This is a genomic window from Streptomyces sp. ISL-99 (assembly GCF_018614005.1).
In the GTDB taxonomy this organism is placed as follows: Bacteria; Actinomycetota; Actinomycetes; order Streptomycetales; family Streptomycetaceae; genus Streptomyces; species Streptomyces flavidovirens.
On record NZ_JAGGPC010000048.1, the window covers coordinates 189224 to 214281 of the forward strand.

The following is a 25058-nucleotide window of genomic DNA, read 5'->3' on the forward strand; positions in this document are numbered from 1 at the left end:
GGACTACTCACGGTCTTCCGCGGTGGCACGGCGGCGCATGGCGACGAAGGCACCGAGGGCGGCGGCGATGACGACGGCCGCGCCGGTACCGATGACGAGACCGGTGGAGGAACCGCTCTCCCCGGAGGTGTCGCCGCCGTCGGCGGGCACGGCCGACCACCAGCTCCAGTAGCCGTCCTGACCCCAGATGTTGCCGCCGGACTCGGGCATCGTCGTGATCGCCTTGATCTGGTCCGTACGGTACGCCTCGAGCGCGTTCGGGTACGCCATGACATTCATGTAGCCGGTGTCGTAAAGCCGCGACTGCATCTGCTTGACGAGGCCGGCGCGCTTGGCCGCGTCGTACTCCGTGGTCTGCTTCGCGTAGAGCTCGTCGAACTTCTTGTCGCAGATGAAGTTGTCCGTCGCGCCGGTGTCCTTGGGCGTGGACGGCAGCGCCGCGCACGTGTGGATGGAGAGGACGAAGTCGGGGTCGGGGTTCACCGACCAGCCGTCGAAGGCAAGGTCGTACTCGCCTGCCAGCCAGGGGTCGGAGACGTTGTCGCGGCAGTCGACCTTCAGACCGATGCCGAGATCGCCCCACCACTCCTGCATGTACTTGCCGACGGCCTTGTCGTTCGGGTCGATGGCGTGGCACAGGATGCGGAAGTCGAGCGGCTTGCCGTCCTTGCCGACGCGCTTGCCCGCGCTGTTCCTCTTGTAGCCGGCCTCGTCGAGGAGCGCCGCGGCCTTCTCCGGGTCGTACGGGATCTTCTGACCGGCCGTCGGCTTCCAGTGGTACGCCGAGAAGCGCGGCGGGATGTAGCCCTCGCCCTCGACGGCGTGGCCCTGGAACACCTTGTCGACGATGGTCCTGCGGTCGGTGGCGGCGAAGAGGGCCTGGCGCACCTTCGGGTTCAGCAGCGCGGGGTGGCCGTCGCCGAACTTCCTGCCGTCCTTGGACCTGGCGCCCGGGTTGGTGGCGAGCGCGTAGAAGCGGCGGCCGGGGGCGTCGTTGACCTTGATGTTCTTGGACGCGGCGAGGGAGGCGGCCTGGGCGGGTGTGAGGTTGGCCGCGAAGGACACCTCGCCCTTCTGGAGCGCGGCGACGGCCGCGTCACCGTCCTTGTAGTACTTCAGGACCAGCTCGTCGAACTTCGGGGCGCCGCGCCAGAACTTCTGGTTCGGCCGGAACTTCACGTACTGGTCGACCTTGTAGTCGGTGAGCACGAAGGGCCCGTTGCCGACGGCCGGGAACTTCTTGTCGTTGTTGAACTTCGAGAAGTCGCCGACCTTCTCCCACTCGTGCCTGGGCAGGATCGGCACGTCGAGCGCGGCCATCGTGGCCTGCGGCTTCTTCAGTTCGATGACCAGCCGGGTGGGGGTGGGGGCGGTGACCTTCCTGAAGTTCGCGACAAAGCTGCCGTTGGCGGTGGCCGCGCCCTCGTCCTTCATCATCGTGTTGAACGTCCAGGCGGCGTCCTCGGCGGTGGCCTGCTTGCCGTCGGACCACCTGGAGTTCTCACGGATGGTGTACGTCCACGTCAGCTTGTCGGGGGACGACTCCCACTTGGTGGCGAGGCCCGGGACCGCGTGGTTGTCCCTGGTGTCGTAGTTCGTCAGGTTCTCGTAGATCAGCCGGTGAACGGTGGTGGAGACCAGGCGCTGGGCCAGGAACGGGCTGAGGGAGTCGACGCTCTGCGAGACCGCGACGGTCAGCGTCCGCTTCCCGTCGGCCGCTGCTGTCGCCGCCTTCGCCTGCTGCGGGGCGGGGTTCAGTGGAGTCGCGGCTCCGGCGGCCAGGGCCAGGGCGGTGGCTCCGACGGCGAGCAGGGTTCGGATCCGGGGGGAGGGCCGGGCATTGCGCGGAACTGTGGTGGTGTCCATGGGACGTTTGACCTCGCGTCATCACTCGCACGGAGAGGGCGTTTTGATCACTGATGTCCAGCTGGTGAAGCGAAGGTCTATCAGCGCTGATGGGCCGCGTCAACGATGTCCGAAACCCCGTGTGTACTGCGGGAATGCCGGAGGGGAGGGCGATGGACGGGCGTCACGGACACCAAGCTTGCCCTCATTGGTCTATACCCTTGTTGCCCTCCTGGTGAGGGTCTGGAGGAGACCGGGATCGCCCGTGGGGCGCGGGCGGCCCGGTTTGATAATTTGGGCAGCTCCAGCTTCTGCTTCTCGGGGGACCCCTTCATGAGCCAGCCCTGGCAGCCCCAGTACAACCCGGGCCACCAGCCACCACCCATGCCCCAGCAGGCACCGGGGCCCCCACAGGGGTTCGGCGCCCCGCCGCCCGCGCCGGGGCAGTTCCCGATGCAACCCGGCCCTCCTGGCCCTGCCGGCCAGCCGGGCCACCCCGGCTTTCCCTTCCCGGCGCCGTACGGACAGCCGCAGAAACCACCCGGGAGCCCGGCTGGGGCGTTCTTCCTCGGGCTGCTCGTCTCCGTGGTCGTCGCGACCGTCTACAGCTTCGTCATGTACGCCACGTTCGAAGACCAGTCGAAGAACACGGCGCAGGCCATGTACGTGATCCACGCCCTGCTCAACGGAGCGGCCGTCGGTGCCGTCGTCGGCCTCGTGGGCCGCAGTCGCGGCGGTGCCAGGATCTGCGGTGCCGTCGTGGCCGTGCTCGGAGGCTTCTTCGGCTACACCAACGGCGTGGTGCTCATTGCCTTCGACTCCGGCTGGCTCGAGGACATGGTGCGGTTCGACCTCTTCTTTCCGGCCAAGAACTGGTTCGGAAGCGACGGCGTGACGCAGTTGATCGCCGTGCTGGCTCTCGTGGGAGCCGCGGCAGCCGCCTGGGGACTCGCCTACGCCATTGGCAAAAACCGCCGCTGACACCCTTGGCGCCGTACGGAACCGACTTCGCCCCGCCGGATTACGTCCGGCGGGGCGAAGTGCTGTCACGGCATCAGCGCCGCACTCAGGTCAGGTCGAACTCACCGTCGCGCGCTCCGAGGACGAACGCCCGCCACTCGGCCTCGGTGTACCGCAGGACGGTATCCGGATCCATGGACGACCTCATCGCGACAGCCCCCTCGGGCAGGTACGCGATCTCGACCCGCTCCTCGTTCTCGCTGGTGCCGGGGGCGCTGTGCCACTCGACCCCGGAGATGTCGAGGGCGTACAGCTCTTCCTTCTCCTGTGCGCTCCCCATCAGTCAAACTCCCTTTCGGCCCAACGGCAGGACGTCGTTCCGGCATCTTAGGCCGACACAACGTGCCTTGCGCATAAGCACCTTGTAGTAACTCACCCGCACGAGGGACGAGCCCCGGCGGCTACTGCGTCCAGCCAGGGCCGGGCTGGTCAGGGTTCTGCGGCGGTGCCGGCTGCTGCTGCCAGCCCTGGCCCTGCGGGGGCTGCTGATGACCCGGCTGCTGCCAGCCCTGACCCGGCGGGGGCGCGGCGCCGGGGTGCTGCTGCGGCGCGTATCCCTGCGGGGGCTGCTGCTGCGGGATCTGCTGCGGGGCCTGCTGCTGCGGGGCGAAGCCCTGGCCCTGCTGGGTGCGGGCGATGTCCTCGGCGACGAGGGCCGCGATGTGGAAGTACGCCTCGCGGGTCTTCGGACGCATCATGTTGAGATCGACCTCGGCGCCGGCCGCGAGGTGTTCGTCGAAGGGTACGACCACGACGCCGCGGCAGCGGGTCTCGAAGTGCGCGACGATGTCGTCGACCTTGATCATCTTGCCGGTCTCGCGGACCCCGGAGATCACGGTGAGCGACCGCTGGACGAGGTCGGCGAAACCGTTCGCGGAGAGCCAGTCGAGGGTCGTCGAGGCGCTGCTCGCGCCGTCCACGGACGGGGTGGAGATGATGATCAGCTGGTCGGCGAGGTCGAGGACTCCGCGCATCGCGCTGTAGAGCAGACCGGTGCCCGAGTCGGTCAGGATGATCGGGTACTGCCTGCCCAGGACTTCGAGCGCGCTGCGGTAGTCCTGGTCGTTGAAGGTCGTCGAGACCGCCGGGTCCACGTCGTTGGCGATGATTTCGAGCCCCGACGGCGCCTGCGAGGTGAAGCGGCGGATGTCCATGTAGCTGTTCAGCTGCGGGATCGCCTGCACCAGGTCGCGGATGGTGGCGCCGGTCTCGCGCCGTACGCGTCGGCCCAGCGTGCCGGCGTCCGGGTTGGCGTCGATCGCCAGGATCTTGTCCTGGCGCTCGGAAGCGAGCGTGGCGCCGAGCGACATGGTCGTCGTGGTCTTGCCGACGCCGCCCTTGAGGCTGATCACCGCGATCCGGTAGCACGACATCACCGGCGTACGGATCAGCGCCAGCTTGCGCTGCCGCTCTTCCTCTTCCTTCTTGGCGCCGAGCTTGAAGCGGGACGGACCCGAGTTGTTCTTACGGGCCTTGGGCTGGTTGCGCAGCAGCCGGTCGGAGGAGAGCTCGACGGCGGCGTTGTAGCCGAGCGGCGTGCCGGGCGCGGCCTGCTGCTGGGGAGAACCGGCCTGCGGACCTGCCGGGGCGGTCCAGCCCTGTGAGCCGTAGGCGGGGGGCTGCTGCTGGGGTGCCTGTTGTGGTGCCTGCTGCTGAGGTTGCTGCTGGTACTGAGGCGGTTGGGCCTGCGGCTGCTGCTGAGGCTGTGCCTGTGGCTGCGGCTGTGCGGCCTGCTGCGGCGGCACCGGCTGCGCGGGCTGCGGGTAGCCGTAACCAGCCTGCTGGGGCGGGTAGTTGTAGCCGGACTGCGGCTGCTGCGGGGGCTGCTGCTGCGGGTGTACGGGCTGCGGCTGCTGCATCGGCTGCGGCTGTGCGCCCTGCGGTGCCTGCTGCTGGGGCTGCTGCGGGTAGCCGGGTGCCGCCTGTCCGCCCTGCGCGGGGTACCCGGGGTGCTGCTGCGGCGCGGCCTGCTGCTGCGGCAGCGGCTGGGCCGCGCCGAAGGTGCCTTGCTGCGGGGGCTGGTGCTGCGGCTGCGGCTGCTGGGGGAAGGGCTGGGGGTAGCCGTATCCGGCGGCCTGCGCGGCTTGTGCGGCTGCGGCCTGCTGGTCGGGCTGACCTGCTTGCTGCGGTGCGCCCTGGACGGGCTGCTGGGGGTAGCCGTATCCGGCGGCCTGCGCGGCTGCGGCCTGCTGGTCGGGCTGTCCTGCCTGGTGCGGTGCGCCCTGCGCGGGCGGCTGCGCCGCGGGCTGGAAGCCCTGCGGCAGCGGGGGGAGTTCCTGGGAGGTCTGCGGCGCGGGATCACCCTGCGGCTGAACCTGCGCCGCGGGCTGCGGCTGGGCGGCGGCGGGCGCCACCACCGCCGCGGACGCGGCATCGGGCTCGTCGGCAGCTTCGCCACCGCCGTCGCCGTCGACTCCTGCGTCCGTCGTGGAGTCGGAGCCTGACGCAGTCTCGGAGTCGCCCGCCGCCGCCTCGTCGCCGTGCTCCGCCTCCTCCGCGTCGTCGTCCGCACCGCCGAAGAGCGCTGCCGCCTCGGCGTCGGCGGCGGCGTAGTTGGGCTCGGGGATCTGCTGAGCGGGAGCCGCCTGCTGCTCGGGGACGTTCGCCTCGGGAGCAGCAGCCTGCGGCGCGTTGCCCTGCGCGTCGTCCCCGACCGGGCGCAGTACGGGGAAGCCGGGAGCCGGGGCAGGCGCCGGGGCCTGCACCTGGGGCGCGGCGGCCGGGGCCGGCTGCGCCGGTGCCGGTGGCTGCGGATACCCGTAACCACCCGACGGGTCCTGGCCGGGCTGCGGCACTCCGGGAGCGGCCTGCTGCGGCGCGGGCTGCTGGGGGTACCCGTACCCACCCGGCGCGCCTTGCTGGGGATACCCGTACCCAACGGCCTGCTGCGGCGCGCCGGGCCCCGGCTGCTGCGGAAAGCCGTAGCCACCCGTGCCGTACTGATCCGCCTGAGGAGGGGGCGCGCCCTGCGCGTACGGCTGCGCCGGCGCCTGGCCCTGAGGCGCGGGCGGCCCCTGCTGAGCCGGGCCACCCTGCCCCAGCGGCGGTCCGGTCGGCGGCGGGGGAGACGCTGGTCCGGCGTTCCCCTGGCCACCCTGCGCGGAGCCACCCCGCGTGCTGCTCTGGTCGTACCAGGCAGGAGGCTCGTAGACGATTTCGAACTCGCCGGTGAGATCCAGCTCGCGGTCGTCCCCGTCCGAGGACTGGCCGTCGCCGTGGTACTCGGACCGATCCCTGTTCACTGCTTTGCCTCCTGGTCAGCAACTGCTGCTGGCGTCGTCGCGGTCGGGCGGATGGGGTGGCGCGTCCTACGCGGCTGCGACGTTCACCGCATCACCAGAAGACTAATCTTTCGCCCCACGGTACGGAAAAGCGCCCTTGCGTGCGGACCGGCTCCCATGTTCCCCCGGCACCACGCCCGCCCGACGCCCCGCCCACGACGCTCGGCGCGGCCCTCAGTCCAGTCGGCGGGCCATGCCGAGCAGACCCGTCTCCGCGTCCGTGGGCTCGGTCATGACGTACTTGCGGTGCTTGCGCGTGCACCACAGGGCGACGTTGTCGGAGAGCGTCGGCAGCATCTCGAGGTGCTCCGCCGGGATGCCGAGGGTCTCCCGTACGACCTCGGTCTCCTGGGGCGAGATGCGCTGGATTCCGACCAACTGCGCCTGCGCCAGCCAGCGGGGCGCGTGCTCGCCGACGAACGGCAGCACGGTCACCACGGCCTGCCACGGCAGCGAGGTCACCCGCCCGCGCGGCGGACGTACACCGCAGTCGCGGATCAGCACCACCGGGCTGGACACGGAAGGACCCTGCGCGGGCACGCGGCCCACCGGATAGACCGTCATGCACTGCTGACCGCCGCCCGCCGCCTGGGCGAGCTGCTGCCAGGCCTGGGGGCGTCCGGTCTCGACGGCCACGCGCGCACCGGTCGCGGCCGCGCGCAGCGCCAGTACCTGTGCGATCCACAGGCCGCCCACGACGACGACGTCGAAGGGGGTGGGCCGGGCCAGGCCGAGCACCGCGGGCTGGGACTGCGTGTCGGTGCCGATGACGACGCCGTCGTCACCGATCGGCATGCTGATCGCCGCGATCTCCTCGGCGGTGACGACATGACGGTTACGGCGCGGTCCGCGCAGCCCGAACCCCGGGCTGAAGATGCGCCGTTGCTGCTGGGGCGTCTCCGGCCGGATGATCGGGATCAGGCCGGTGTCGGTGGGCGAGGCCACGTGCGCCGGTGTGCGGGCGGGCTCCTGGCCGCGCTGCCCCGGGTTCATGGTCGGCGTCGGGTATGACATCAGTACGTACCTCCGAGCGGCAGGGTGGCGAGTGCTCCGGGGACCTGTTCCCGGTCGAGGCGCACGAGGCCGACCTTGGACGCGCTCGCGGCACGCTCCAACTCACGCCGGACCTGGCCGAGTTCATTCTCGCCGCGGCCGGTGATGCGCACGTGCCCGGTGACGGAGATGCCGCGGTTTCCGGCCTTGCTCAGGGTCATGCTGAACGTCGTGGCGAGTACGGGCAGCGAGGTGAACTGCGTGATGAGCCGCGGCAGTGCGACGCCGCCGTCCCCCAACTGCGGCCAGCGGGAGATCCAGTAGGTGGAGTGCCACCGGTCGTCGACCCGCCAGCTGCGCACCGACTCGACCGTACGCCGCTGAGCCGGCCGCCCGTCCTGACCCTGCTGGCCGTGCTGCGCGTTGGCCCGCGGGTTGAGGCAGCTCGACGTCGCGAGCGCCTGTACGAGCTCGTTCTCGTCCAGGATGGTCGCCTCGAAGCCGGCTCCGGCCAGCCTGCTCGCCAGCTGGTCCGCCACGCGCAGCAGCGCGCGCTGGGCGCCGGGGACGCCGTCGCCGCGCGCCTCCACCGCCTCGGGGCACAGCTCCGGGTCGAGCTTGAGGGCGACCCAGGTGAGCCGGAGCGCGGGGGAACCGGCCTGGGCCTGGAGCGGTCCGTACGACCGTGCGGCGACGGACTGCTGGGGCAGATGCGGCGCGGGCGCCGGCTGGGTGTGCTGCACGATCTGCGCGGAGGCGAGCTTGATGCCGTCGACCTCAAGGGCGTCCTGGATCAGCTGGAGCGGCAGCTGCCGCCCGGCGAACGCGGGGCGCAGCGGCTCGTCGCCCGGCTGCACGAAGAGCACGGCGGTCAGGAAGGACCCGTCGCCGATCATGCCGATCGAACGGTCGTCACGGGAGACGAAGGTGTACGTCCGCAGGGCGGGGTCGCACTCCACGGTCGGGGCCAGCATCGGGTCCGTACCGGGCGGGACGGGCAGCTTGGCCTCGCGCTGGCGGCGCTTGAGGGAGCGGGCCGTCTCGTACCACTCGGGCAGCGGCCGGTGGTGGCGGCGCAGGACCGCCAGGAGCAGCAGCAGCGCGGCGACGGCGCCGGCCGGGGCGAGCAGCCACCGCTCGGCGGTGACCCAGGCGGCCAGCATGACGGCCGCCGCCAGCTCGACCAGAATCAGCTGCTGAAGCCGCAGCGGACCCAGGCCGCCGGGGTGGGGAAGCGTGCGCGGCGCCGCGGAGTTGCCGGTGGCCGCGGGAGCCGGGGCCGGCGCGGCTCTGCGGCCGCGGCCCGGTTGCTGCGGTGCGCGGCGTCCGCGCCGAGTGCTCGTAGCGCTGGTCATCCCCCGGGACATCCCTTTCGCGAAGTGGTGGCCGTCGTCGGCGCGGATCCGGTTGCGCGGATCTCAGCGACGGGGCCAGGGGCCACAATTGCCCACGTCAGTTGTGCGAGTGGTCACGGTACCCGTTGATGAACACGGGGCGACACAGGTGCCGGGCTACGAACATGGCACAGGCCTGTGAAGATGCGGCGGGGACCGCACACCTGGTGGATCACGGTCGCGCGGCGCAGTGCATAGTAGGTGGCCTGTTCGGCAGAAGTCTTCACGTATACGCACGACTACGCACGACCAAACGGGAGAGCCAGGACCATGGCAACGCGTCGGGATGAGCTCGCCGCCTATACGTTCGCTCGCAAGCGCACTGTCGCTGCGTTCCTGGCACCTTCGCCCGGGGGTTCCGACGAAGGTGCGCCGCGTCCTATTCGTACAGTAATGCCCAGCTTGGCGGTGGGTGTTGTCCTGGTGATCGGCTTCATCGCCTGGGGTGTGATCAAGCCCTCGGCGCCCAAGGGCTGGAACACCCCCGGTCAGCACATCATCGTCGACAGCGATTCGACGACGCGCTACGTCGTGATCAACGACAAGGGCGAGGGCGGCAAGAAGGTCGCGACGCTGCACCCCGTCCTCAACTACGCCTCCGCCAAGCTCCTTCTGGACAAGGGCAAGGGCACCGTCATCGAGGTCCCCGGCAAGGAGATCGACAAGAGCGGCATCCCGCACGGCGCGACGCTCGGCATCCCGTACGCCCCCGACCGGCTGCCCACCAAGGAGGACGCCGAGAGGCCGAAGACCTGGGCGGTCTGCGAGCGCCCGGCGCGCGGCTCGAACACGTCGATCGACCGCGCCGTCTTCGTCCTCAACGCCAAGGACGCGAAGTCGGTTTCAGACACGGGCAAGGTCGACGCGCGAGAGGCGCTGTACGTCGTCGACACCAAGACGAAGCTGGAATACCTGATCGACGGCAAGGGCAACGCGTTCCTGCTGGGCGGCACATCGGGTCTTGACGACACCGAGATGGAGCAGCTGAAGGCCGCGGTCATCGGCACGGCGCCCGAGCCGCAGCCGGTGAGCACGGAGTGGCTGCGGACCTTCATCCTGCGCGGCGCCATTACGTTCCCGACGGTGCCGGACGTCGGCACGCAGACGGGGGTCGAAGGGCTTCCGGCCGAGGCGGGGACGGTGGGCCGGGTCCTCAAGGCGCAGGACGCCCAAGGGGACCAGTACTACGTCGTGCTGAAGGACCGGGTCGCGGCCATCACGCCGTTCGTCGCCAATCTGCTCAAGCACTCGCCGTCCGCCGAGGTCGCGTACGGAACCGGCGATCCCGACTACATCAAGGCCAGTACCTCGGAGATCATCAAGGCCAACCAGGGCTCGGCAAAGAACTTCTACGCGGACAAGGGCTGGCCGCAGACCGTCCCGGTGCAGGCCAACCCGGTGGCGACGGCGGCCAGTGCGGCGCGGAACACCTCGTGCAGCGTCTACAGCGGCACCCTCGGAGCGGACAACAAGCCGAAGCTCGCCGCCTGGGCAGGGACGGCGTACCCCAAGAAGGTCATCGCCGACTCGCTGAACGCGTACGTCTCTTCGGGCTCGGGGCTGCTCTTCCAGGAGGTCACCGGCGCGGCGGAGGGCGGTGGCGGCACGTACCTGCTGACGGACACGGGCCTGCGGTACTCGCTGCCGTCGAACAACGACAGCGCGGCGGACAAGAGCGGCGCCGGGTCCTCGTCGGAGGGCGAGGCGAGCGAGACGGACAAGGCGCGCACACGACTGGGATACGAGAAGCTCGTGAACTCCGCGGTCGTTCCGCAGTCGTGGGCGGAGTTCATCCCGAAGGGACCCACGCTCGACACCACCAGCGCGGCGCAGCCGCAGAGCCAGTGAGCCCAACGGGGGCAATGCCGCCGGGACTTGGACGTAATCGATCACAGTGTCGTCGCGCATGTGTGTGAAGTCTGTAACTGATAACCACTACATGTGGATGTGCGACGGACGGGCGATAGAGTGCTTGCAGCGCTCATTGATATGACGCTTATCCGGGGAGTGGCACAGGCTTCCCGGACCATCAACGACATGGGGGAAGGTTCACCATGGCCGGGCAGTTTCGGGTAACAGAAGATGAGCTGACCAGGCTCTCGGGCCAGATCACCACGGTGAATGGTCAGATTCAGGGCGAGATCCGCCGCCTCAGCGGAGTGATCGACCAGGTCGCGGGCGGCTGGCAGGGCCAAGCGGCCAAGTCGTACCACGAGCTCCAGAACAGGTGGAACGAAGAGGCGAAGAGGATGAGCGAGATCCTCGAAGGCATCAAGGAAGCCGTGGACTCCACGCGGAGCAACTACACCGCGTCGGAAGAGCAGCAGAACGCTGAAGTCAGCAAGATCATGTCCGACTTCGGCTGATCCACTCTCTCCCCGCCTCCTCAAGACTTCTTCCTGAAAGGGAGCAACGATGTCGATTCTCGTCAATTACGCCACCATCACCAACGCGTCCACGGACGTGAAGAACACCGCCGGCCGCATCAAGCAGCAGCTCGACGACGTCGAGGCCGCTGTCCGGCGCGTCGCCACCACCTGGGAAGGTGAGGCGCAGGAGGGTTACCAGCGCCGGCAGCGCGACTGGGACAAGACCGCCGCCGCCCTGCACGCGACGCTGATGAAGATCTCCGCGGCGCTGCAGAGCTCGGCCGAGAACTACCAGGCCACTGAGAAGAGCAACGCCAACACCTGGGGCTGATCCAACCCGGGGTGAGACGAGATGGGCCGGCCCGGCCGACGCAATGGCGTCAGCTGGGCCGCCCCACTTCTGCAACAACTAGAGCAACAACCAGAGCAACACCTATCGCAACAACTAGACCTTCGACGAAGCAAGAAAGCCTGGGGAGCCTGAACATGGGGGTCCTGACACCCCGTCCGCGTACGCGCACGAGTGGAACCCGCGCACTGCAGCGGGCATTTGGCGTTCTCGCGGTCACCGGGGTGTGTCTCACGACCGCCCCGCCCGCAGTAGCCACGGCAGCTCCCGCCGCTCCCACCCGCCTCGCAGCCGATGACAACCCGTCCTTCGGCCTGTCCTCGAGCTCCGAGTGCGACTTCGGTGGCGACGTCATCAAGGCCACGCCGTGGTCGCTCCAGCGCGTACTGCTGGACCAGCTGCGCGAGCAGGCCACGGGCAAGGGCGTGACGGTCGCCGTGATCGACACCGGCGTCGACGACTCGAACCCGCAGTTGCGAGGCGCGATGGCCGCCGGAGGCAAGGACTACGTCGGCAACTCGAAGGACGGCACAGCGGACATCGAGGGTCACGGCACCCGGGTGGCCGGCATCATCGCGGCCCGCGAGATGCCGGGCACCGGCTTCGCGGGCATAGCCTCGGAGGCCAAGATCCTCTCCCTCCGCTACACGGGCGGCGAGGAGAAGCAGGGCGACTCGGGAACGATGTCCGCCGCGATCGAGGACGCGGTCGCCAAGGGCGTGAAGATCATCAACATTTCGTCGGACACGGCGAACAAGAAGGACAACGCGATACTGCGCAACACGGTGGCGAAGGCCGTGAAGGCCGGCGCCCTGATCATCGCGGCATCCGGCAACGACGGCGCCGACGGCAAGTCGGCAGACACGTACCCGGCGTCGTACCCGGGCGTCCTGGCGGTGGCGGCCTCCGACCGCAACAACGAACGCGCCTTCTTCTCGCAGGCGGGCGACTTCGTGGACGTGGCGGCCCCGGGCGTCGGCATGGTCTCGACCGTCCCGAAGGGCGGCCAGTGCGCGGCGGACGGCACGAGCTTCGCGGCCCCGTACGTAGCGGGCGTAGCGGCTCTGCTCAAGCAAAAGCACCCGGACTGGAACGCGGCCCAGATCACCACCCGCATCCAGGAATCCGCCCAACGCCCGGGCCGCGAGGCGAACCGCTACCTGGGCTGGGGCGTAGTGGACCCAGTAGCCGCCCTCTCGGACGACTCCGACCCAGGCACCCGCCCCCAACCGGACCCACCGGTGGCCCAGGGCGCGGGCGAGGTCATCCCCATGGCAGTAACGATGGGCGAGACGGAGGCGGAACAGGAGCGCCGGGTCGCGATGTACGTGGTGGGCGCGGGACTGCTGCTGGTACTTCTGGTGAGCGGCAGCGGCGTGGCGGTACGGGACTGGCAGAGCAAGCGGGCTGGACAGTCAAGGTAGTTCAGGGCACTTGAGCGCGAGCGGGCGCTGGAAAATTGGAAAACAGGGGAGAGGACACGGGGAATGAGTGACGGAATGCGGGTCGATCTGAGTGCGCTGGATGAGGTCATCAGGCGGCTTTGGGCGCTGCTGGACCAAATGGACGAGGTGGGTAAGAAGTCAACGTATGGGACGAATATCCCGCTCTCCGCGTTCGGCTCCGACCACAGATTCAAGGAGGCCAGAGACCTCTTTGATGCTCATAACGACACAAAGGCTGACCTTGAAACCGCGATCGCTTCACTCCATCGGTTGATCAATCAATTTGGTAAGAGCACTTCCAAGGTCAGAGACAAGTACAGCGAGCAGGAGTACGCAAACGAGCAGCAATACGGTGGCGGAGACAAGGGTCCAGGCAAGAAGTTCGAGTCGTAGTCCGATCGTAAATCACTGACTGAGGGAGGGGCCGCCATGACTGACGGTAAAGAGCAGTCGAAGCCGGTACTTGAGGGGGAGGCCTGCATTGCTGGGCGCCCCGAGACTAAGACTGATTTCATCGATTATCCGCTCAAGGAACTCAAGCGGATGCTCGAAGGGGTTAATCATGGTCTGATCCACGACACGAGCGTTAACTGGGGCGAGGTCTATAAGTTCCTTGTCGGAGGTGAGGGAGGCGGGATCGCTGGTCTGCTCGACAAGCACGTCAAAGATGTTCAGGAGCACTGGGGCGGGGAAGCCTCCACGGCCTTCGGGAAGGAGGCAGCGAAGATCTCGACGAGCATCAGGAATACGGCATGGCATGCCGACCTGAACCGTTCGCAGATGGCTGATGCTTCGGAGCAGCTGCGTCAGGCCAAGACGGATCTGGACGCGATCCAAGAACCCGGTAACGGGGAGAAGTTTGGCGACTGGTTTACTGAAGACATCGGCCGTGATGGGGAGGGGGCAGACAAGGCGCTAGCAAGAGGCGACAAGAGCGCTGAACAGATTGCTCAAGAGAACGAGAGTGATATCAGCAGCAGTAGATTTGAGCACCTGAAGGCAGTCACCGTGATGGAGACTCTCGGGGCTAACTACATGCGGGTCACGCGGAATTTGAAGAATAATCCCCCGAAAATTGGGGACGACGGCACCGTCGGGGAGCCGGACCGTAACGTTGAGTACCCGCCGCCCGTCTCCGGCGGCGGTGTAGCTGGCGGCGCCCGGCCAGGAGCCTCAGGTGCAGCCACCAAGCCGTGGAGTGCGGGCCCACCCAAGGGTGTTGGCCAGGCGCCTGAGGTTCCCCGCCCCAAGGGCATCACGGGGGGTGCGCAGCTCCCGCCCACGACCGGAACCAACGTGGACAGCATCAAGCCCGGACTGACAGGACCGGGCCCCAGCCACCCGGGGCCCATCAGTGGCGGTGGCGGCGGCGGTGGCGGCGGAGGAACCCCAGGCCCTGGCCTCGTGGTCCCCAGCGGCTCCGGAGGAGGCCCTCGCCCGGCCGGTACTCGCGGCGGAATCAGCCCCGTTCGTGGCGGTGGCGGTCGGGTCGGCGGCCCGAGTGTCGCCGGAGGTGCGGGCCGTAGCGCCGGAGGCCGCCCCGGCATGGGCGGCATGGGTGGTGGCGCCGGAGCCGGCGCGGCTGGCCGCGCGGGCGCCGGAACCGGCGGCCGTGGGCCCCTCGCCAAGGCTCGCGGCGGCGTAGTCGGCGCGGCCCAGGGCATCACCGCCAAGGGAGCCGGCGGCGGCGCGGGCCTGCACGGCAGCCGCGGCGGCATGGCGGGTGGCATGGCTGGAGGCGGCATGGGCGGTCGCAACGGCCGTCGCTCCGGAGAAGAGAATGAGCGGGGTGACCGTCCCGACTACCTGGTCGAGGACGAAGAGACCTGGATCTCGGAAGAGGACCGCAACCGGAACGTGCCGCGCAACATCGAGTAGGCACACACACGCGAGCCGCGCGGAACCTCCGCGCGGCTCGCCTGTATGAAGACTGGCGGAACCAGTCGAAGTTGAGTGAGGAGCAAGGAATTGGGTGCCAAGCGAGTCTGGTCCACGACGGGCGTTGTGGCGCTGACGGGAGCCTTGCTCCTCACATCAGCACCGACCGCGTCAGCTGACTATGTCCGGGACCAGCAGTGGGTCTTGGACGCGTTTCGAATGCAGGACACATGGGCTGTGACTCAGGGGGAGGGTGTCACCGTCGCTGTCGTGGATTCCGGTGTCGATGCCTCGCATCCTGATCTGACCGGCCAGGTTCTTGAAGGGAAAGATTTCACCGGCGGCGGGAATGCCCAAGAGGATCTATTTGGGCATGGCACCAGCATGGCCAGCATTATTGCTGGTCACGGCCACGGTGCGAAGAATGAATCCGGCATGGTGGGATTCGCGCCAAAGGCGAAGATCTTGCCGTTGCGTGCGATCCAGAAGAAGAGTGATGATTTTGAGGATGAAACTTGGGCAGAGGCTGTTCACTATGCCGTGGACAAGGGTGCCAAGGTCATCAACCTGTCTTTTGGTGACAGCCACTCCAGGACTCTGAGTGAGGGGCGTGAAGCAATTGCATATGCTCAGGCCCACGATGTCGTGGTAGTAGCGAGTTCCGGAAACGAAGGCATCCTTGCCCTCAACGAACCCGCAGGGTTGCCAGGTGTGGTCTCTGTCGGTGCCGTGGACAAGTATGCAAACGTGTGGGAGAAATCTAATTCCGGAAAAGGGCTGACACTTGTGGCTCCCGGTGTAGACATCGTCGCCGCAAATAAACACAAGTCGAATGGGTACTCCTTGGCGGACGGTACCTCCGCTGCCACCGCCTACGTATCTGCCACAGCCGCTCTGGTCCGGGCCAAGTACCCGGATCTGACCGCAGGTCAGGTGATCAACCGCCTAATCAAGTCGGCTTCCTTCCTTGACCACAAGGGTCTCAAAGCCCCTGATAGAGAATACGGCTACGGCATCATCCGCCCCAACAAGGCGCTCACGATGGACATCCCCGAGGGCCCGAAGGAAGGCCCCCTCGGTAAGGTCCAGCAGCAGTCCTCCACCTCGAACTCTGGCAACGCATCCGATGGCAACAACAGCAGCGCGCCCCAGGCCAAGCAGAAGTCTTCGTCCGGCAGCATCTTCGTCATCGCCGGCATCGCAGCCGTAGTCGTCATCGCCGGGATCGCTATCGCGGTAATCCGCAGCCGCCGAAACCGCGGCAACGGAGGCCCCGGGAGGCCTGGCGGCGGTTACCCGAACCACTCGTCGTGTCCACCCGCCGGAACACCCCACAACCCAGGTAACGCCAACTCGTACCAGCGGCCGTAGAGCTCTAGAGGACCGCAAGCGCAACGTGCCGCGCAACATCGAGTAGGTACATAAGCGGTCGGGTTGGCATGCTTCCGACGGTTCGCTTATGCAGCCTGGCGTAACCAGGCGTAGTTGAGGAGCAGGGAATGGGTGTCAAGCGAGTCTGGTCCACGGCAGGAGTCGTGGCCCTGGCAGGGGCCTTGCTCCTCACTTCAGTCTCCTTGGCGTCAGCAGATTCCATCAGGGATCAGCAGTGGCCGCTTCGGGTGTTCGATGCGGAGAGGGTATGGAAGACATCTCAGGGCGAAGGAGTGACTGTTGCTGTTGTCGACCCCGGCGTGGATGCTACTGAACTTGATTGAGTGATGTCGGGACGGTTCGCCTGACAGCGGCCTGCTTGCTCCGGTAGCTCCTGGGGAGTGAGATACGCGCAGGGTGGTGGGCTGACCGACGCCGGGAGGGCCGCGCGGGAGCGGATCCGGTTGCAGGCTGTCGTCCGTTTCGAGGGTGGGGAGACAAGCCGGGAGATCGCCGCCGCTTTGCGGGTGAGCGAGCGGTGGGTGGAGCGGTGGCGCCGGGCCTGGCGCGAGCGTGGCGAGGCCGGGGTGCTTTCGCAGGGCTCTCCGGGGCGGTCTCGGCTCAGTGATATCCAGATCGCCAGGTTGGAGCGTGAGTTGGAGCGTGGTCCACTGGTCCACGGCTGGGCGGACCAGCGGTGGACGCTGGCGCGGATCAAGACGTTGATCGGTCGGCTGTTCCAGGTCTCTTACACCGTCGAGGGCACGTGGCGGTTGCTGAGGCGGCACGGGTGGAGCTGGCAGCAGCCGACCAGGCGGGCCATCGAACGGGACGATGAGGCGGTTGAGGTGTGGAAGAAGGAGACCTGGCCGCGGGTAAGAGCATCGCGGCGGAGCGCGGGGCCTGGATCGTCTTCGAGGACGAGGCCGGGCAGTCGATGGCTCCGCCGCGTCCCAGGTCCTGGGGGCGGATCGGTCAGACCCCGATCGTGCGGGTTCGAGGCCGCGGTTCGGGACGGGTGTCGATGGCGGGCATGGCCTGCTTCAAGCCGGGCCGGCGGTCCCGGCTCATCTATGCGATCCGCGAGTATCGGGGCCGTAAGGACGAGCCGAAGGGCTTCGGCTGGCGGGACTTCCGCGACCTTGTCGTTCGCGCCCGTCTCCAGCTCGGGGGTCCGATCGTGCTGGTTTGGGACAACGTCCGCCTCCACCTGACTGCCGGTATGAAAGAGTTCATCGACGCGAATGCCGAGTGGCTGACTGTGTTCCAACTCCCGGCTTACGCTCCTGACCTCAATCCGACCGAGGGCATCTGGGCGCTGGTCAAGCGAGACTTGGGCAACCTGGCCGCCGCGGACCTCGGTGAGATCACCAGAGCCGTGAAGCGTCAGCTCAAGGGGATCCAGTACCGCCCTGGCCTCGTCGACGGCTGCATCGCTGCCACCGGCCTGAGCCTGGACGGCTGACCGAAGCCGGGGACCGGCCCCGGATCATGCATCCCAGTTCGCATAGTCCCCGATCGCCACATCGTCGCAGAAGGTATCCCAGAACCCGTTGTGCGCGAGAGCGGTCTCGTCGATGGCGGAGATGAGATCGCGCAGCTCTTCCGCCACCTCCTCGAATCTCTCCTCGTCGTCCTCCGCGTAGAACGGGAAGCGTGCGATCACGGCAGCGGCGCATCGGTTGAAGGAGTCGAGGTCGCTGTTTACGTGATTGGCCATCGCTGACTTGATCTTGGGGATCTGCACCAAGTGACCAGTGGCCACGTCGACGGCGGTGCGTCCGAACAGGCCACTCGTCGCGATGACGACAAGCCCCCGCTCACCGAACCCCCCGAAGTACACCGGCTCGCTCAGCGGCCGGTACTCGTATCCGATCAACCCGCCTGGGATGCCAGTCTCGCCGAGATCCACAGCGATCTGGGTGGGCACGTCGGGTGGGGCCTCGATGGGGATCAAGACGAACTCGGGCTTGCAACTGCGGCAGGGGCTGGCTCACCACAGGATCCTCTCCCAATGGACTGCCCGGCAACACCCACCGGCCCGCGAGACAGGCGACTCACACATCGGGCGGCCGGTCCCGACATCACCCAATCAAGTTCAGTAGTGGGTGAGCTAGTAGGAAATGTCGGGGATGGAGTCGCTGTTGACGGAGTCTCCAAGGCCACGGGCAGTGACAAGTCGGAGTGACTGAAGAGGGGGTGTGACCGAGATACGGGCCAAAGGGGCAACGAGATGATCTTGAAGCCTTGATGCGCTCGGACTCACCTGTGACGGCGGGCGGCAGGGTCCCGCTCGGCGACGTGCCGGGCGACCGAGTCGACGCCGGGGCGGGCGTACCGCTCCAGGGAGCGCACGGAGGCGTGGCGGGAGCGGGCCAGCAGCATCGGGGTGGATGTGCCGCTCTCGGCGTCGTGTGTCAGGGCACTGTGCCGGAGCCGGTGAAGTGTCCAGCCGTCCAGGTCCTCGATGTCCTCGGGTGAGGCGAGCGGGTTGGCCAGCAGCCGGGTGTTCTCCTCGAAGATCTCCTCAGCCCGGCGGTAGGAGAGCCGGGCCCGGCTGGTCTCCGGGCACACGTCGAGCGTCGGCGTTCCGGCCGGGGCTTTGCGGTCGGTGAGGAACAGCGGGCCGCGAGTGCGGCGGGCAATCAGACGTGGCAACAGCTGGGCGGTCCCGGACTGCCAGTGAATCCACTCCGTCGCCCCGCCCTTGGCGGTGATCCTGCCGCGCTTGTCCTGCGGGTACAGGTCTTCCACGTTCAGGCACAGCACTTCGTCGGCCCGTGCGGCGGACTCGTAGAGCATCTTCCACTGCGTCTTCTCCCGGAGTCCGACGTCCAGGCACCACAGGGCGGCGATCTGGTTCTCGGCCAGGGCCTTGGTCCGGTCCGGCGGGGCCGGCCGCCGCTCGATGCCGATCGTCGGATCGCGTTCGATCCAGCCCTGGCGCTGCCACCAGCCGATCGCCTTGCGCGCGATGGACAGCTCCCGGTTGACGGTGTCGGCGTCCATCTCATCCGCCCGTGCCGCCGCCAGCTCGGACAGCAGCTCCGGCAGCGCCGGGTCGTCGATCGCGGCGACGGGGAAGAGAGGCGGCTTCGCGCCCCGGCGGGCTGGTCCGGTCGGCGCGGGTTCGCCGGTGAGCATCCATCCCCATGTCGTCAGCGAGATCCGGTAGATCCGCGCGGAGGACTTCGCGATGCCCGCACCCGTCAAGTACCGGTCGACCGCCGCGGTGTACGACGCGGGAGGGGCGGACATGGGCACGATGCGGGCGCGCGGCAGCCGCAACACGCCCCCGCTCCCAATCTCGGTCACTGGTTCGATCGACATGCCCGCCCCACCTCTCTAGCGCTGCCGCAGTAAATGCGTACACCTCGTCCCGGCGGCCGGAACGGCCCGCCGCAGGTCGCGATGATCACGGTAGGGGCTCCGTCGCGGTAAATCCGGCATTTACTGCGACAGGCGCCGACTGCTCACGCCAAGGTCGCCCTCATGGTGTACCCAACTAGAGAAATGATCTTTAAGCGTGCGCTACTTTCTAAAGGTTCTTTACTTCAGGGGCAATTGGCCCGCACCACGGGGAGGAAAGCAATGGTGGAGCTTGGGATCCTGGCGGCGGCAGCGGTGGGCATCGCAGGGGACTTCCTATCCGGAGTCGTCCAGAACATGGCTGCCAGCGCCGTGTCGGACCTGGTGAGGCAGCGTCTGCGGACGACTGATGACGGCACAAGAGCCCTGGAACGGTTCGAGGAGACTCCGCAGGATTCCGGGCGGCGGATGGAGGCCGCGAGCATTCTCGCCGGTGCCGCTCAGAGTGACCCCTCGTACGCACAGGCCCTAAATGATGCGGTCAACCTCTACCACCAGGCCACGAGCCAGGGCACCGCCACCTCCGGCTCGCCGCACCACCAGGTCAACATCAGCGGTGGAGGCATCAGCGGGAAGCGCCACCAGGTCGCCGGCGGCAACATCGACAACAGCAAGAAGCGCAACATCCGCATCGGCATCGGCGCATTCGCCGTCCTGGCCGTTGTGCTTGGCGGCTACGGCGTCACGCGGTGGTTTGGCGGCGACAGCGGTTCGGAAGGAGGTGACCAGTCATCTGTCACCGGAGACACGGGCGGCGTGCACGGCTCCGGTATTGGCGAGTCCGAAGCGCCAGAGTCCAAGACAGTCAACTTCGACATCACGGGCAGTTCCACCAACCTTGCGGGCGAGAAAACCCTCTACCGCGCCCGGGGGGTGGTTACCGCCACAGTTGGCGAGGCCACGCAAAATTATGCCGCGTGCGGATTAAAGGCTCTTCCTGGTACATCGATCGTTCCCGTAACAATCGAGCTGACCAATACCAACGATCCAGGTTGGGAGGATTCAATCAAATTCTCCCCGGACTCCGCCTTGGTTTCCACTAAGAACGTCCCCAGCGGCATCGATGATTACTTCCAATGGGATGAAGGTTCCTGTACGGGATACGACCTTGGCGGTCGGAACGCGCCCGGAGCGACCGACACAGCGACCCTCGTCCTGGTCGGAGTCCCCACGAACAAATTGACCAAGATTACCCTAGATGTCCGCGGTCCTGACAGTGTTCGCCAGGAGAGGACCAATGAGGGAGACCAGGAAGCGCACAAGCTCTTCTCGATCTCGATTCAAGGCTGACCTCCAACGAAATTTGGCCGTGGGGCTCACCCGCCACCCAGCGGACTTCTGAGCCGCCGCCGCGCGGCGGGTCAAGCGCTGGTTCATCAGAGCGATGAGGGCCAATTCAGGCGGAGCTCGCAGGTAAACCCGACGAAGTCCGAATGGCTTTCATGGCCCCGGCGAATCTACGCAAACGACTACCGCACTGATTTATCCGAGAAACGACGACGTAGCGTGCTCCCTGAATGAGGCCAGGTTGTAAGGAGGGGCGGCAGATGGCGACACCGGGGCGACGTGAGCGGATGCGCGCTGAGATGTCCGCAGAAGTGCGGTCCGCCGCCCGTAACATCATCACGCACCAGGGCATCGATGCCCTCACCCTTGCCGCGATTGCAAGGCGTGTCGGCGTGACCTCTGCCGCCCTCTATCACCACTTCAAAGGAGGGCTCCCAGAGATCGTGTACCGGGTCGCCGAGGACATCGTCGACGACCTGGTCCAAGGCCTCCAGGCCGCTGTCGATTCACAGCCCGACAACAACTTCGCGATGCGCATGATTGAACCCACGCGCGTGTTCCGAGAGTGGTTCATAACGCGACCGCGTGAGTTCAACCTGCTCTTCGGCACACCCTCGGCAGCTGCCGGTGACGTCCACGCCGAGCTGACTAGTGCCTGGGTGCGGCGACTTGCCGCCGTCTGGGGTCAGGTCTTCGTGCAGCTGTGGACGACGCGTCCGTTTCCGATTCTCGCCGAGGATGAGATGGATCCGTGTCTGCGGCAGCAGATGCAGGACTACCGGGAAGACACCGGCGTGGACCTTCCGCCCGGCGCGATGGTGGTGATGCTGAGCTGTTGGCGGTCGATCTACGGCCAGGTCGCGCTGGAGGTCTTTGCACACTTCGCCCCTCTCTTTTCCGACCAAGAGCCCATGTTCGAGCTGCTGATGCAAGACCTGATGCGTGGCATGGGGCTAGAAGAGCAGTACCAGCCGCCGACCCGATAAGCCCGCTGGAGGGACATGGCACCATCGGGAGCGAGGCCAGGATGTGATCAGGCCGCCTGACTGAGGCCGGCAGCGGTCAGGTCCTGCTCGCGCAACGGGGTGAAGTCGACGTCCAGCTTCGGGTCATACGCCTCGGGCTGGATGCCGAGTTCGTGCGTGCTGTACTCGCCGAACCGGTTGATGTGCTCGGTCAGGTACGGCGAGATGTGCGCCAGGTCCTCCGGGTCGATCTCCCATCCCTCCTCCAACAACTGCCGCACGATCTCCGCGATGTCCAGGGCGTTGTGGAAGATCACCGCGTTCGTGAGTAGCGCGTTGAACTTCATCGCCTTCTCCTGCTCGATCGGGTCGTTGTCCGCGATCACGCCGCGGTTGCCGAACCCGATCCACTGGGAGAACCGGTTGAACGACTCCACCTTGTTCGTCGCCGCGGTCACCCGCCGGCGCAGCGGCGCGTCGGAAAGGTAGCGCAGGAGCTGGACGGTGCGGATCACGCGGCCGACCTCGCGGAAGGCCGCATAGGTGGCGTTCTTCCTCGACCCCGACCGCAGCCGCTTGAGCAGTGTGGAGGAGGAGATGGTGCCCTCGCGTACGGAGACGGCCACGCGCATCAGGTGGCGGAACTGGGACTCGATCAGGTCGAAGTCGATGACGTGCTTGCCCGGCTCGCCGAACAGGGCGTCGATGTGAACGTACTCGCTCTGCTTGCTCGGCCGGTAGAAGGTCAGTTCCTTCCAGTTTCTGATCCTGGGCATCAGATCGAAGCCCAGCAGGTGGGCGAGCGCGAAGACGGGGAAGCTCTGGCCTTGGGTATCCGCGTGCACGGTGGTCGGCTGCACCTCGGAGGTGTTCTTCAGCAGGCCCTCGATGATGTAGACGGCCTCCCACACCCCGCACGGGATGAAGTGCGTGAACAGCGCGATATAGGTGTCCGAGACATGGTGGTAGGCGATTCCCCCCGGCTTGCCATACCTGACGCTCGTCTCGGAGAGCAGGTTGTCGAGATATGTGTCCATGTGGGTGCCGTCCGCCGCAACTGTGGTCCCGTCGCCCCACGCTTGCGAGATGTCCAGGCGGGCGTGCGCGTTCACCAGGTCGGCGACCGCCTCGTTCAGCAGCACGATCGAGAAGTGCTTGTTGGCGACGTACGACAGCTCGTGCCCGCTCACCCCGGGGATGTGCCGGGCGGCCTCGTACGGGCCCATGTTGGTGCCCTTGACGAACGTGACGATCACGTAGCGGCCCAGGGGGTCGGTGAGCTTGGGCTCGTTGCCGGAAGGCGGGCCGAAACGGCGCCACCACTCCACCCAGTACGCGGTCCGGGCCACGATCCCCATCAGGGAACGCTCCGGCATCCTCGCCTTGATCTCCTGCTCCAGCCGCTTCGCCGAGGGCCGCTGACCGTCCGCCCTAAACGCCTTCAGTGAGGGGATGCCCGTCTCGGGGTCGATGACCAGGCCGTCGTTCTCCGGGTACCCGGCGTCTGCCGCCGCAGCAGCGTTCCGCAGCTTGTCCTCCAGCTGCCGACGGAAGAACTTCGCGTCGAACTCGGTGCTCTCGCCCGCCTCGCACAGGCCGACCTCCACCAGATAGGACCCCAGCGTCTCCTGGACGACCTCCCAAGCCAGCAGCTGTTCGGACCAGTCCGCGTATTCCTCCGAGCCGACCACCGCAACGTCGCCGGTGCGCAGTTCCTCGGCGAGGGCAGTGAAGACCATCGCCTCGAAGTGCTTGCGGACGAACTGCCCGGTCCGGGTCTTGTCGACCACAGCCTTGCGCCAGTTCTGGGTGGCGAAGGAGAGGTCGACCTCCTTGCCCTCCTCGTTGAAGGCGGTGATGTACTCGCCACGGGCCGCCTGGTGCCGCTGGGCGTGCGCGAGTGCGTCCAAGACCCGGCTGTCCTCGCTGGTCGCGGTGAACTCCAGCTTGTCGTTGTCGGCCAGGTCGAACATCACCGCCCGGTCCCGGCCGATCTGCCCATACAGCAGCACTTCCCAGAAGTTGCCGTGGTGGGCAGAGACCTTCTCGATCTGCTCGTACTGTTTCGCGAATCCACCGAAGCCGTCCACCGCCTGCGTGACCGCGCCGAACCCGCCGGCCTGCACCACCTGGGCCTTCACCAGGGCGAGGACTGCCGGGGAGACCCTGCCCTCCAACCGCGTCGCGACCTCGTCCACCGACGCCTCCTCGTCCAGACCCTGAAGGGCCTGGCGTACCTCGGCGGTCATGGCCGCGGCCTTCTCCAACGCCTCCTGTGCCGGGCCGCCCTCGTCGATGTGCTTGAGCACCGTGCGGTAGTTCCCGATCAGAGCCTCGACGATCTCCCGCTCGGAGAGCCGGATCTCCTCCAGCTCCACCTTGGCCTTCTTGATCTTCGTCGCCACGCGCTTGCAGAACATCGTCGCCAGGTCGTCCCGCACCCGCATCCTCGCCTTGTGCGTCAGGGCCGCGACCAGCGCGATGCGTTTGACGGAGACGAAGTCCCGCAGCTCCGAGGCATCCGCCGCGTCCGCCTCTCCGGCAAAGTCGGTGATCTTCCCCGCGGCGACTCCGTCCATCCATACATCGGTGTCGCCCAGCTCGTCCAGCCATTCCAGACGCTTGGTCAGGTTCTTGAAGTGCGACCAGGTCGGGCCCTGCGCGGGCTTCTTCAGCCGGTTGAACAGCGTCGTCCCGTCGCTGTCGCGCTCCTCCAGCAGCCGCATGAGCCCCGCCCGCTGAGCGCCGCTCATGCGATCGTGGATACCTGCGCGGATCGAGGCGTTCACCTCGGTGCGGATTTTCGAGGCCATCTTGTCGAAGGTGGAGAACCCCGGCAGCTCCAGCCCGGCCTCCACCACCTTCTCCAGCGCGATGTTGATCAGATCCGCCGGGCGGTTCTTCGCCGCGGCTTCCTTGCGGATCGACTGCTCGACGATCCCCCGGGCCTTGGCCTGGTCGTACGTCACGCCGGCCTGCTTGCGGACCAGGCCCCGGTGGTGCTTGGCGGTCCGCTCCGCCCGGTACACCGGCAGCGTGCCATCCGGCAGCCCCACCGCCCGGCGCACGAAGTCCACCACCATCTCCGGGACGTCCTCCAGCGCGGGGAAACACCCCATACGCCGGTACGACTTCAGCATCAGCAGCAGGGCCAGCAGATGCTCATCGCAGTCCGTAGCATCGGCCGCCCACTCCAGCTCATCGCGGCTCGGCGAGAAGAACAGATGCAGCTCATGCGCGGTGATCAGCCGCTTGAACCGCGGATACGCGGTCCGTTCAATCGATGTCACAACCCACCCCAGGCCCCAGACGACGCTCAACATCACCACCAACGACACTGAGCCGAATGGGTGACGGGCGACGGGCGTCAGGGCTTCAAGATCATCTCGTTGCCCCTTTGGCGCGTATCTCGGTCACACCCCAAGAGCGCCGTGGTCAATGCGGTAGGCGGTGGTGTCGGCGGCGCCGACGGGGGGTGTCTCTATGTCTTTC

19 protein-coding genes and 1 pseudogene are annotated in these 25058 nt (G+C 67.3%); 12 read left to right on the forward strand and 8 right to left on the reverse strand.

The window, feature by feature from the left end; all coding sequences use genetic code 11:
• Window positions 1-3: 3 nt before the first annotated feature.
• A complete protein-coding gene (locus tag J7E91_RS28460) occupies window positions 4-1866 on the reverse strand; it encodes an ABC transporter substrate-binding protein (RefSeq protein WP_214909467.1) in 1863 nt (620 codons plus the stop codon).
• Window positions 1867-2178: 312 nt separating this feature from the next.
• Between J7E91_RS28460 and J7E91_RS28465 the strand changes: the two genes are divergently transcribed.
• The gene (locus J7E91_RS28465; protein ID WP_214909468.1) at window positions 2179-2826 is read left to right on the forward strand and encodes a hypothetical protein; all 648 of its coding nucleotides are present in this window, start codon (window positions 2179-2181) and stop codon (window positions 2824-2826) included.
• An 85-nt stretch (window positions 2827-2911) separates the two neighbouring features.
• Here the strand turns inward: J7E91_RS28465 and J7E91_RS28470 are convergent, their stop codons facing one another.
• From J7E91_RS28470 to eccE, 4 genes are all read right to left on the reverse strand, one after another.
• Window positions 2912-3145, reverse strand: a complete 234-nt coding sequence (locus J7E91_RS28470; protein ID WP_069926601.1) for a DUF397 domain-containing protein — start codon at window positions 3143-3145, stop codon at window positions 2912-2914.
• A gap of 121 nt (window positions 3146-3266) precedes the next feature.
• Window positions 3267-6107 carry an SCO5717 family growth-regulating ATPase gene (locus tag J7E91_RS37105; protein ID WP_214909471.1) on the reverse strand — a complete coding sequence of 947 codons (2841 nt, stop codon included), beginning with the start codon at window positions 6105-6107 and terminating at the stop codon, window positions 3267-3269.
• A gap of 213 nt (window positions 6108-6320) precedes the next feature.
• The gene (locus J7E91_RS28480; RefSeq protein WP_214909473.1) at window positions 6321-7160 is read right to left on the reverse strand and encodes a hypothetical protein; all 840 of its coding nucleotides are present in this window, start codon (window positions 7158-7160) and stop codon (window positions 6321-6323) included.
• A complete protein-coding gene (eccE, locus tag J7E91_RS28485; protein WP_214909475.1) occupies window positions 7160-8494 on the reverse strand; it encodes a type VII secretion protein EccE in 1335 nt (444 codons plus the stop codon). The genes J7E91_RS28480 and eccE overlap by 1 nt, the downstream gene beginning before the upstream one ends.
• A gap of 309 nt (window positions 8495-8803) precedes the next feature.
• Here eccE and eccB point away from each other — a divergent pair, with 309 nt between their 5' ends.
• From eccB to J7E91_RS28530, 9 genes and pseudogenes are all read left to right on the forward strand, one after another.
• Window positions 8804-10381 (forward strand): type VII secretion protein EccB, encoded by a 1578-nt coding sequence (gene eccB, locus J7E91_RS28490; RefSeq protein WP_214909477.1) that lies wholly within the window; start codon window positions 8804-8806, stop codon window positions 10379-10381.
• A gap of 206 nt (window positions 10382-10587) precedes the next feature.
• Window positions 10588-10899, forward strand: a complete 312-nt coding sequence (locus tag J7E91_RS28495) for a WXG100 family type VII secretion target (protein ID WP_028814813.1) — start codon at window positions 10588-10590, stop codon at window positions 10897-10899.
• A gap of 49 nt (window positions 10900-10948) precedes the next feature.
• The gene (locus tag J7E91_RS28500) at window positions 10949-11233 is read left to right on the forward strand and encodes a WXG100 family type VII secretion target (protein ID WP_214909479.1); all 285 of its coding nucleotides are present in this window, start codon (window positions 10949-10951) and stop codon (window positions 11231-11233) included.
• 155 nt (window positions 11234-11388) lie between these two features.
• Window positions 11389-12675, forward strand: coding sequence for a type VII secretion-associated serine protease mycosin (gene mycP, locus J7E91_RS28505; RefSeq protein ID WP_214909481.1), 1287 nt, complete (start codon window positions 11389-11391; stop codon window positions 12673-12675).
• Between the two features lie 63 nt (window positions 12676-12738).
• A complete protein-coding gene (locus J7E91_RS28510; RefSeq protein WP_214909483.1) occupies window positions 12739-13089 on the forward strand; it encodes a hypothetical protein in 351 nt (116 codons plus the stop codon).
• A gap of 36 nt (window positions 13090-13125) precedes the next feature.
• Complete coding sequence (locus J7E91_RS28515; RefSeq protein ID WP_214909485.1) at window positions 13126-14574, forward strand: hypothetical protein; 1449 nt, start codon at window positions 13126-13128, stop codon at window positions 14572-14574.
• Between the two features lie 126 nt (window positions 14575-14700).
• Window positions 14701-15945, forward strand: a complete 1245-nt coding sequence (mycP, locus tag J7E91_RS28520; RefSeq protein ID WP_308377401.1) for a type VII secretion-associated serine protease mycosin — start codon at window positions 14701-14703, stop codon at window positions 15943-15945.
• A gap of 401 nt (window positions 15946-16346) precedes the next feature.
• Window positions 16347-16883: pseudogene (locus J7E91_RS28525) on the forward strand (winged helix-turn-helix domain-containing protein); the annotation flags it as partial.
• Window positions 16796-17410, forward strand: coding sequence for a transposase (locus J7E91_RS28530; RefSeq protein WP_214909489.1), 615 nt, complete (start codon window positions 16796-16798; stop codon window positions 17408-17410). The pseudogene J7E91_RS28525 and the gene J7E91_RS28530, both read left to right, overlap by 88 nt.
• Window positions 17411-17434: 24 nt before the next feature.
• Here J7E91_RS28530 and J7E91_RS28535 read toward each other — a convergent pair whose 3' ends face one another.
• Both J7E91_RS28535 and J7E91_RS28540 read right to left on the reverse strand, forming a co-directional pair.
• A complete protein-coding gene (locus tag J7E91_RS28535) occupies window positions 17435-17902 on the reverse strand; it encodes an SUKH-4 family immunity protein (protein WP_251016368.1) in 468 nt (155 codons plus the stop codon).
• 305 nt (window positions 17903-18207) lie between these two features.
• Window positions 18208-19275: a tyrosine-type recombinase/integrase gene (locus tag J7E91_RS28540; protein WP_214909490.1), complete on the reverse strand. Its 1068-nt coding sequence runs from the start codon at window positions 19273-19275 to the stop codon at window positions 18208-18210.
• 261 nt (window positions 19276-19536) lie between these two features.
• On the opposite strand from J7E91_RS28540, the gene J7E91_RS28545 reads away from it, so the two are divergent.
• Together J7E91_RS28545 and J7E91_RS28550 are read left to right on the forward strand one after the other, a co-directional pair.
• Window positions 19537-20604: a hypothetical protein gene (locus J7E91_RS28545; RefSeq protein ID WP_214909491.1), complete on the forward strand. Its 1068-nt coding sequence runs from the start codon at window positions 19537-19539 to the stop codon at window positions 20602-20604.
• 257 nt (window positions 20605-20861) lie between these two features.
• Entirely contained in the window at window positions 20862-21587 is a 726-nt protein-coding gene (locus J7E91_RS28550; RefSeq protein WP_251016369.1) for a TetR/AcrR family transcriptional regulator, read from the forward strand.
• Window positions 21588-21634: 47 nt separating this feature from the next.
• Here the strand turns inward: J7E91_RS28550 and J7E91_RS28555 are convergent, their stop codons facing one another.
• Entirely contained in the window at window positions 21635-24856 is a 3222-nt protein-coding gene (locus J7E91_RS28555) for a Tn3 family transposase (protein ID WP_214909493.1), read from the reverse strand.
• Between the last annotated feature and the right edge of the window lie 202 nt (window positions 24857-25058).

What these genes read in the sequence shown, in the direction of transcription:
- J7E91_RS28460 (WP_214909467.1), bottom strand. Translation starts at nt 1,866, where the DNA reads ATGGACACCACCACAGTTCCGCGCAATGCCCGGCCCTCCCCCCGGATC.
- J7E91_RS28465 (WP_214909468.1), top strand. Translation starts at nt 2,179, where the DNA reads ATGAGCCAGCCCTGGCAGCCCCAGTACAACCCGGGCCACCAGCCACCA.
- J7E91_RS28470 (WP_069926601.1), bottom strand. Translation starts at nt 3,145, where the DNA reads ATGGGGAGCGCACAGGAGAAGGAAGAGCTGTACGCCCTCGACATCTCC.
- J7E91_RS28480 (WP_214909473.1), bottom strand. Translation starts at nt 7,160, where the DNA reads ATGTCATACCCGACGCCGACCATGAACCCGGGGCAGCGCGGCCAGGAG.
- eccE (WP_214909475.1), bottom strand. Translation starts at nt 8,494, where the DNA reads ATGACCAGCGCTACGAGCACTCGGCGCGGACGCCGCGCACCGCAGCAA.
- eccB (WP_214909477.1), top strand. Translation starts at nt 8,804, where the DNA reads ATGGCAACGCGTCGGGATGAGCTCGCCGCCTATACGTTCGCTCGCAAG.
- J7E91_RS28495 (WP_028814813.1), top strand. Translation starts at nt 10,588, where the DNA reads ATGGCCGGGCAGTTTCGGGTAACAGAAGATGAGCTGACCAGGCTCTCG.
- J7E91_RS28500 (WP_214909479.1), top strand. Translation starts at nt 10,949, where the DNA reads ATGTCGATTCTCGTCAATTACGCCACCATCACCAACGCGTCCACGGAC.
- mycP (WP_214909481.1), top strand. Translation starts at nt 11,389, where the DNA reads ATGGGGGTCCTGACACCCCGTCCGCGTACGCGCACGAGTGGAACCCGC.
- J7E91_RS28510 (WP_214909483.1), top strand. Translation starts at nt 12,739, where the DNA reads ATGAGTGACGGAATGCGGGTCGATCTGAGTGCGCTGGATGAGGTCATC.
- J7E91_RS28515 (WP_214909485.1), top strand. Translation starts at nt 13,126, where the DNA reads ATGACTGACGGTAAAGAGCAGTCGAAGCCGGTACTTGAGGGGGAGGCC.
- J7E91_RS28540 (WP_214909490.1), bottom strand. Translation starts at nt 19,275, where the DNA reads ATGTCGATCGAACCAGTGACCGAGATTGGGAGCGGGGGCGTGTTGCGG.
- J7E91_RS28545 (WP_214909491.1), top strand. Translation starts at nt 19,537, where the DNA reads ATGGTGGAGCTTGGGATCCTGGCGGCGGCAGCGGTGGGCATCGCAGGG.
- J7E91_RS28550 (WP_251016369.1), top strand. Translation starts at nt 20,862, where the DNA reads ATGGCGACACCGGGGCGACGTGAGCGGATGCGCGCTGAGATGTCCGCA.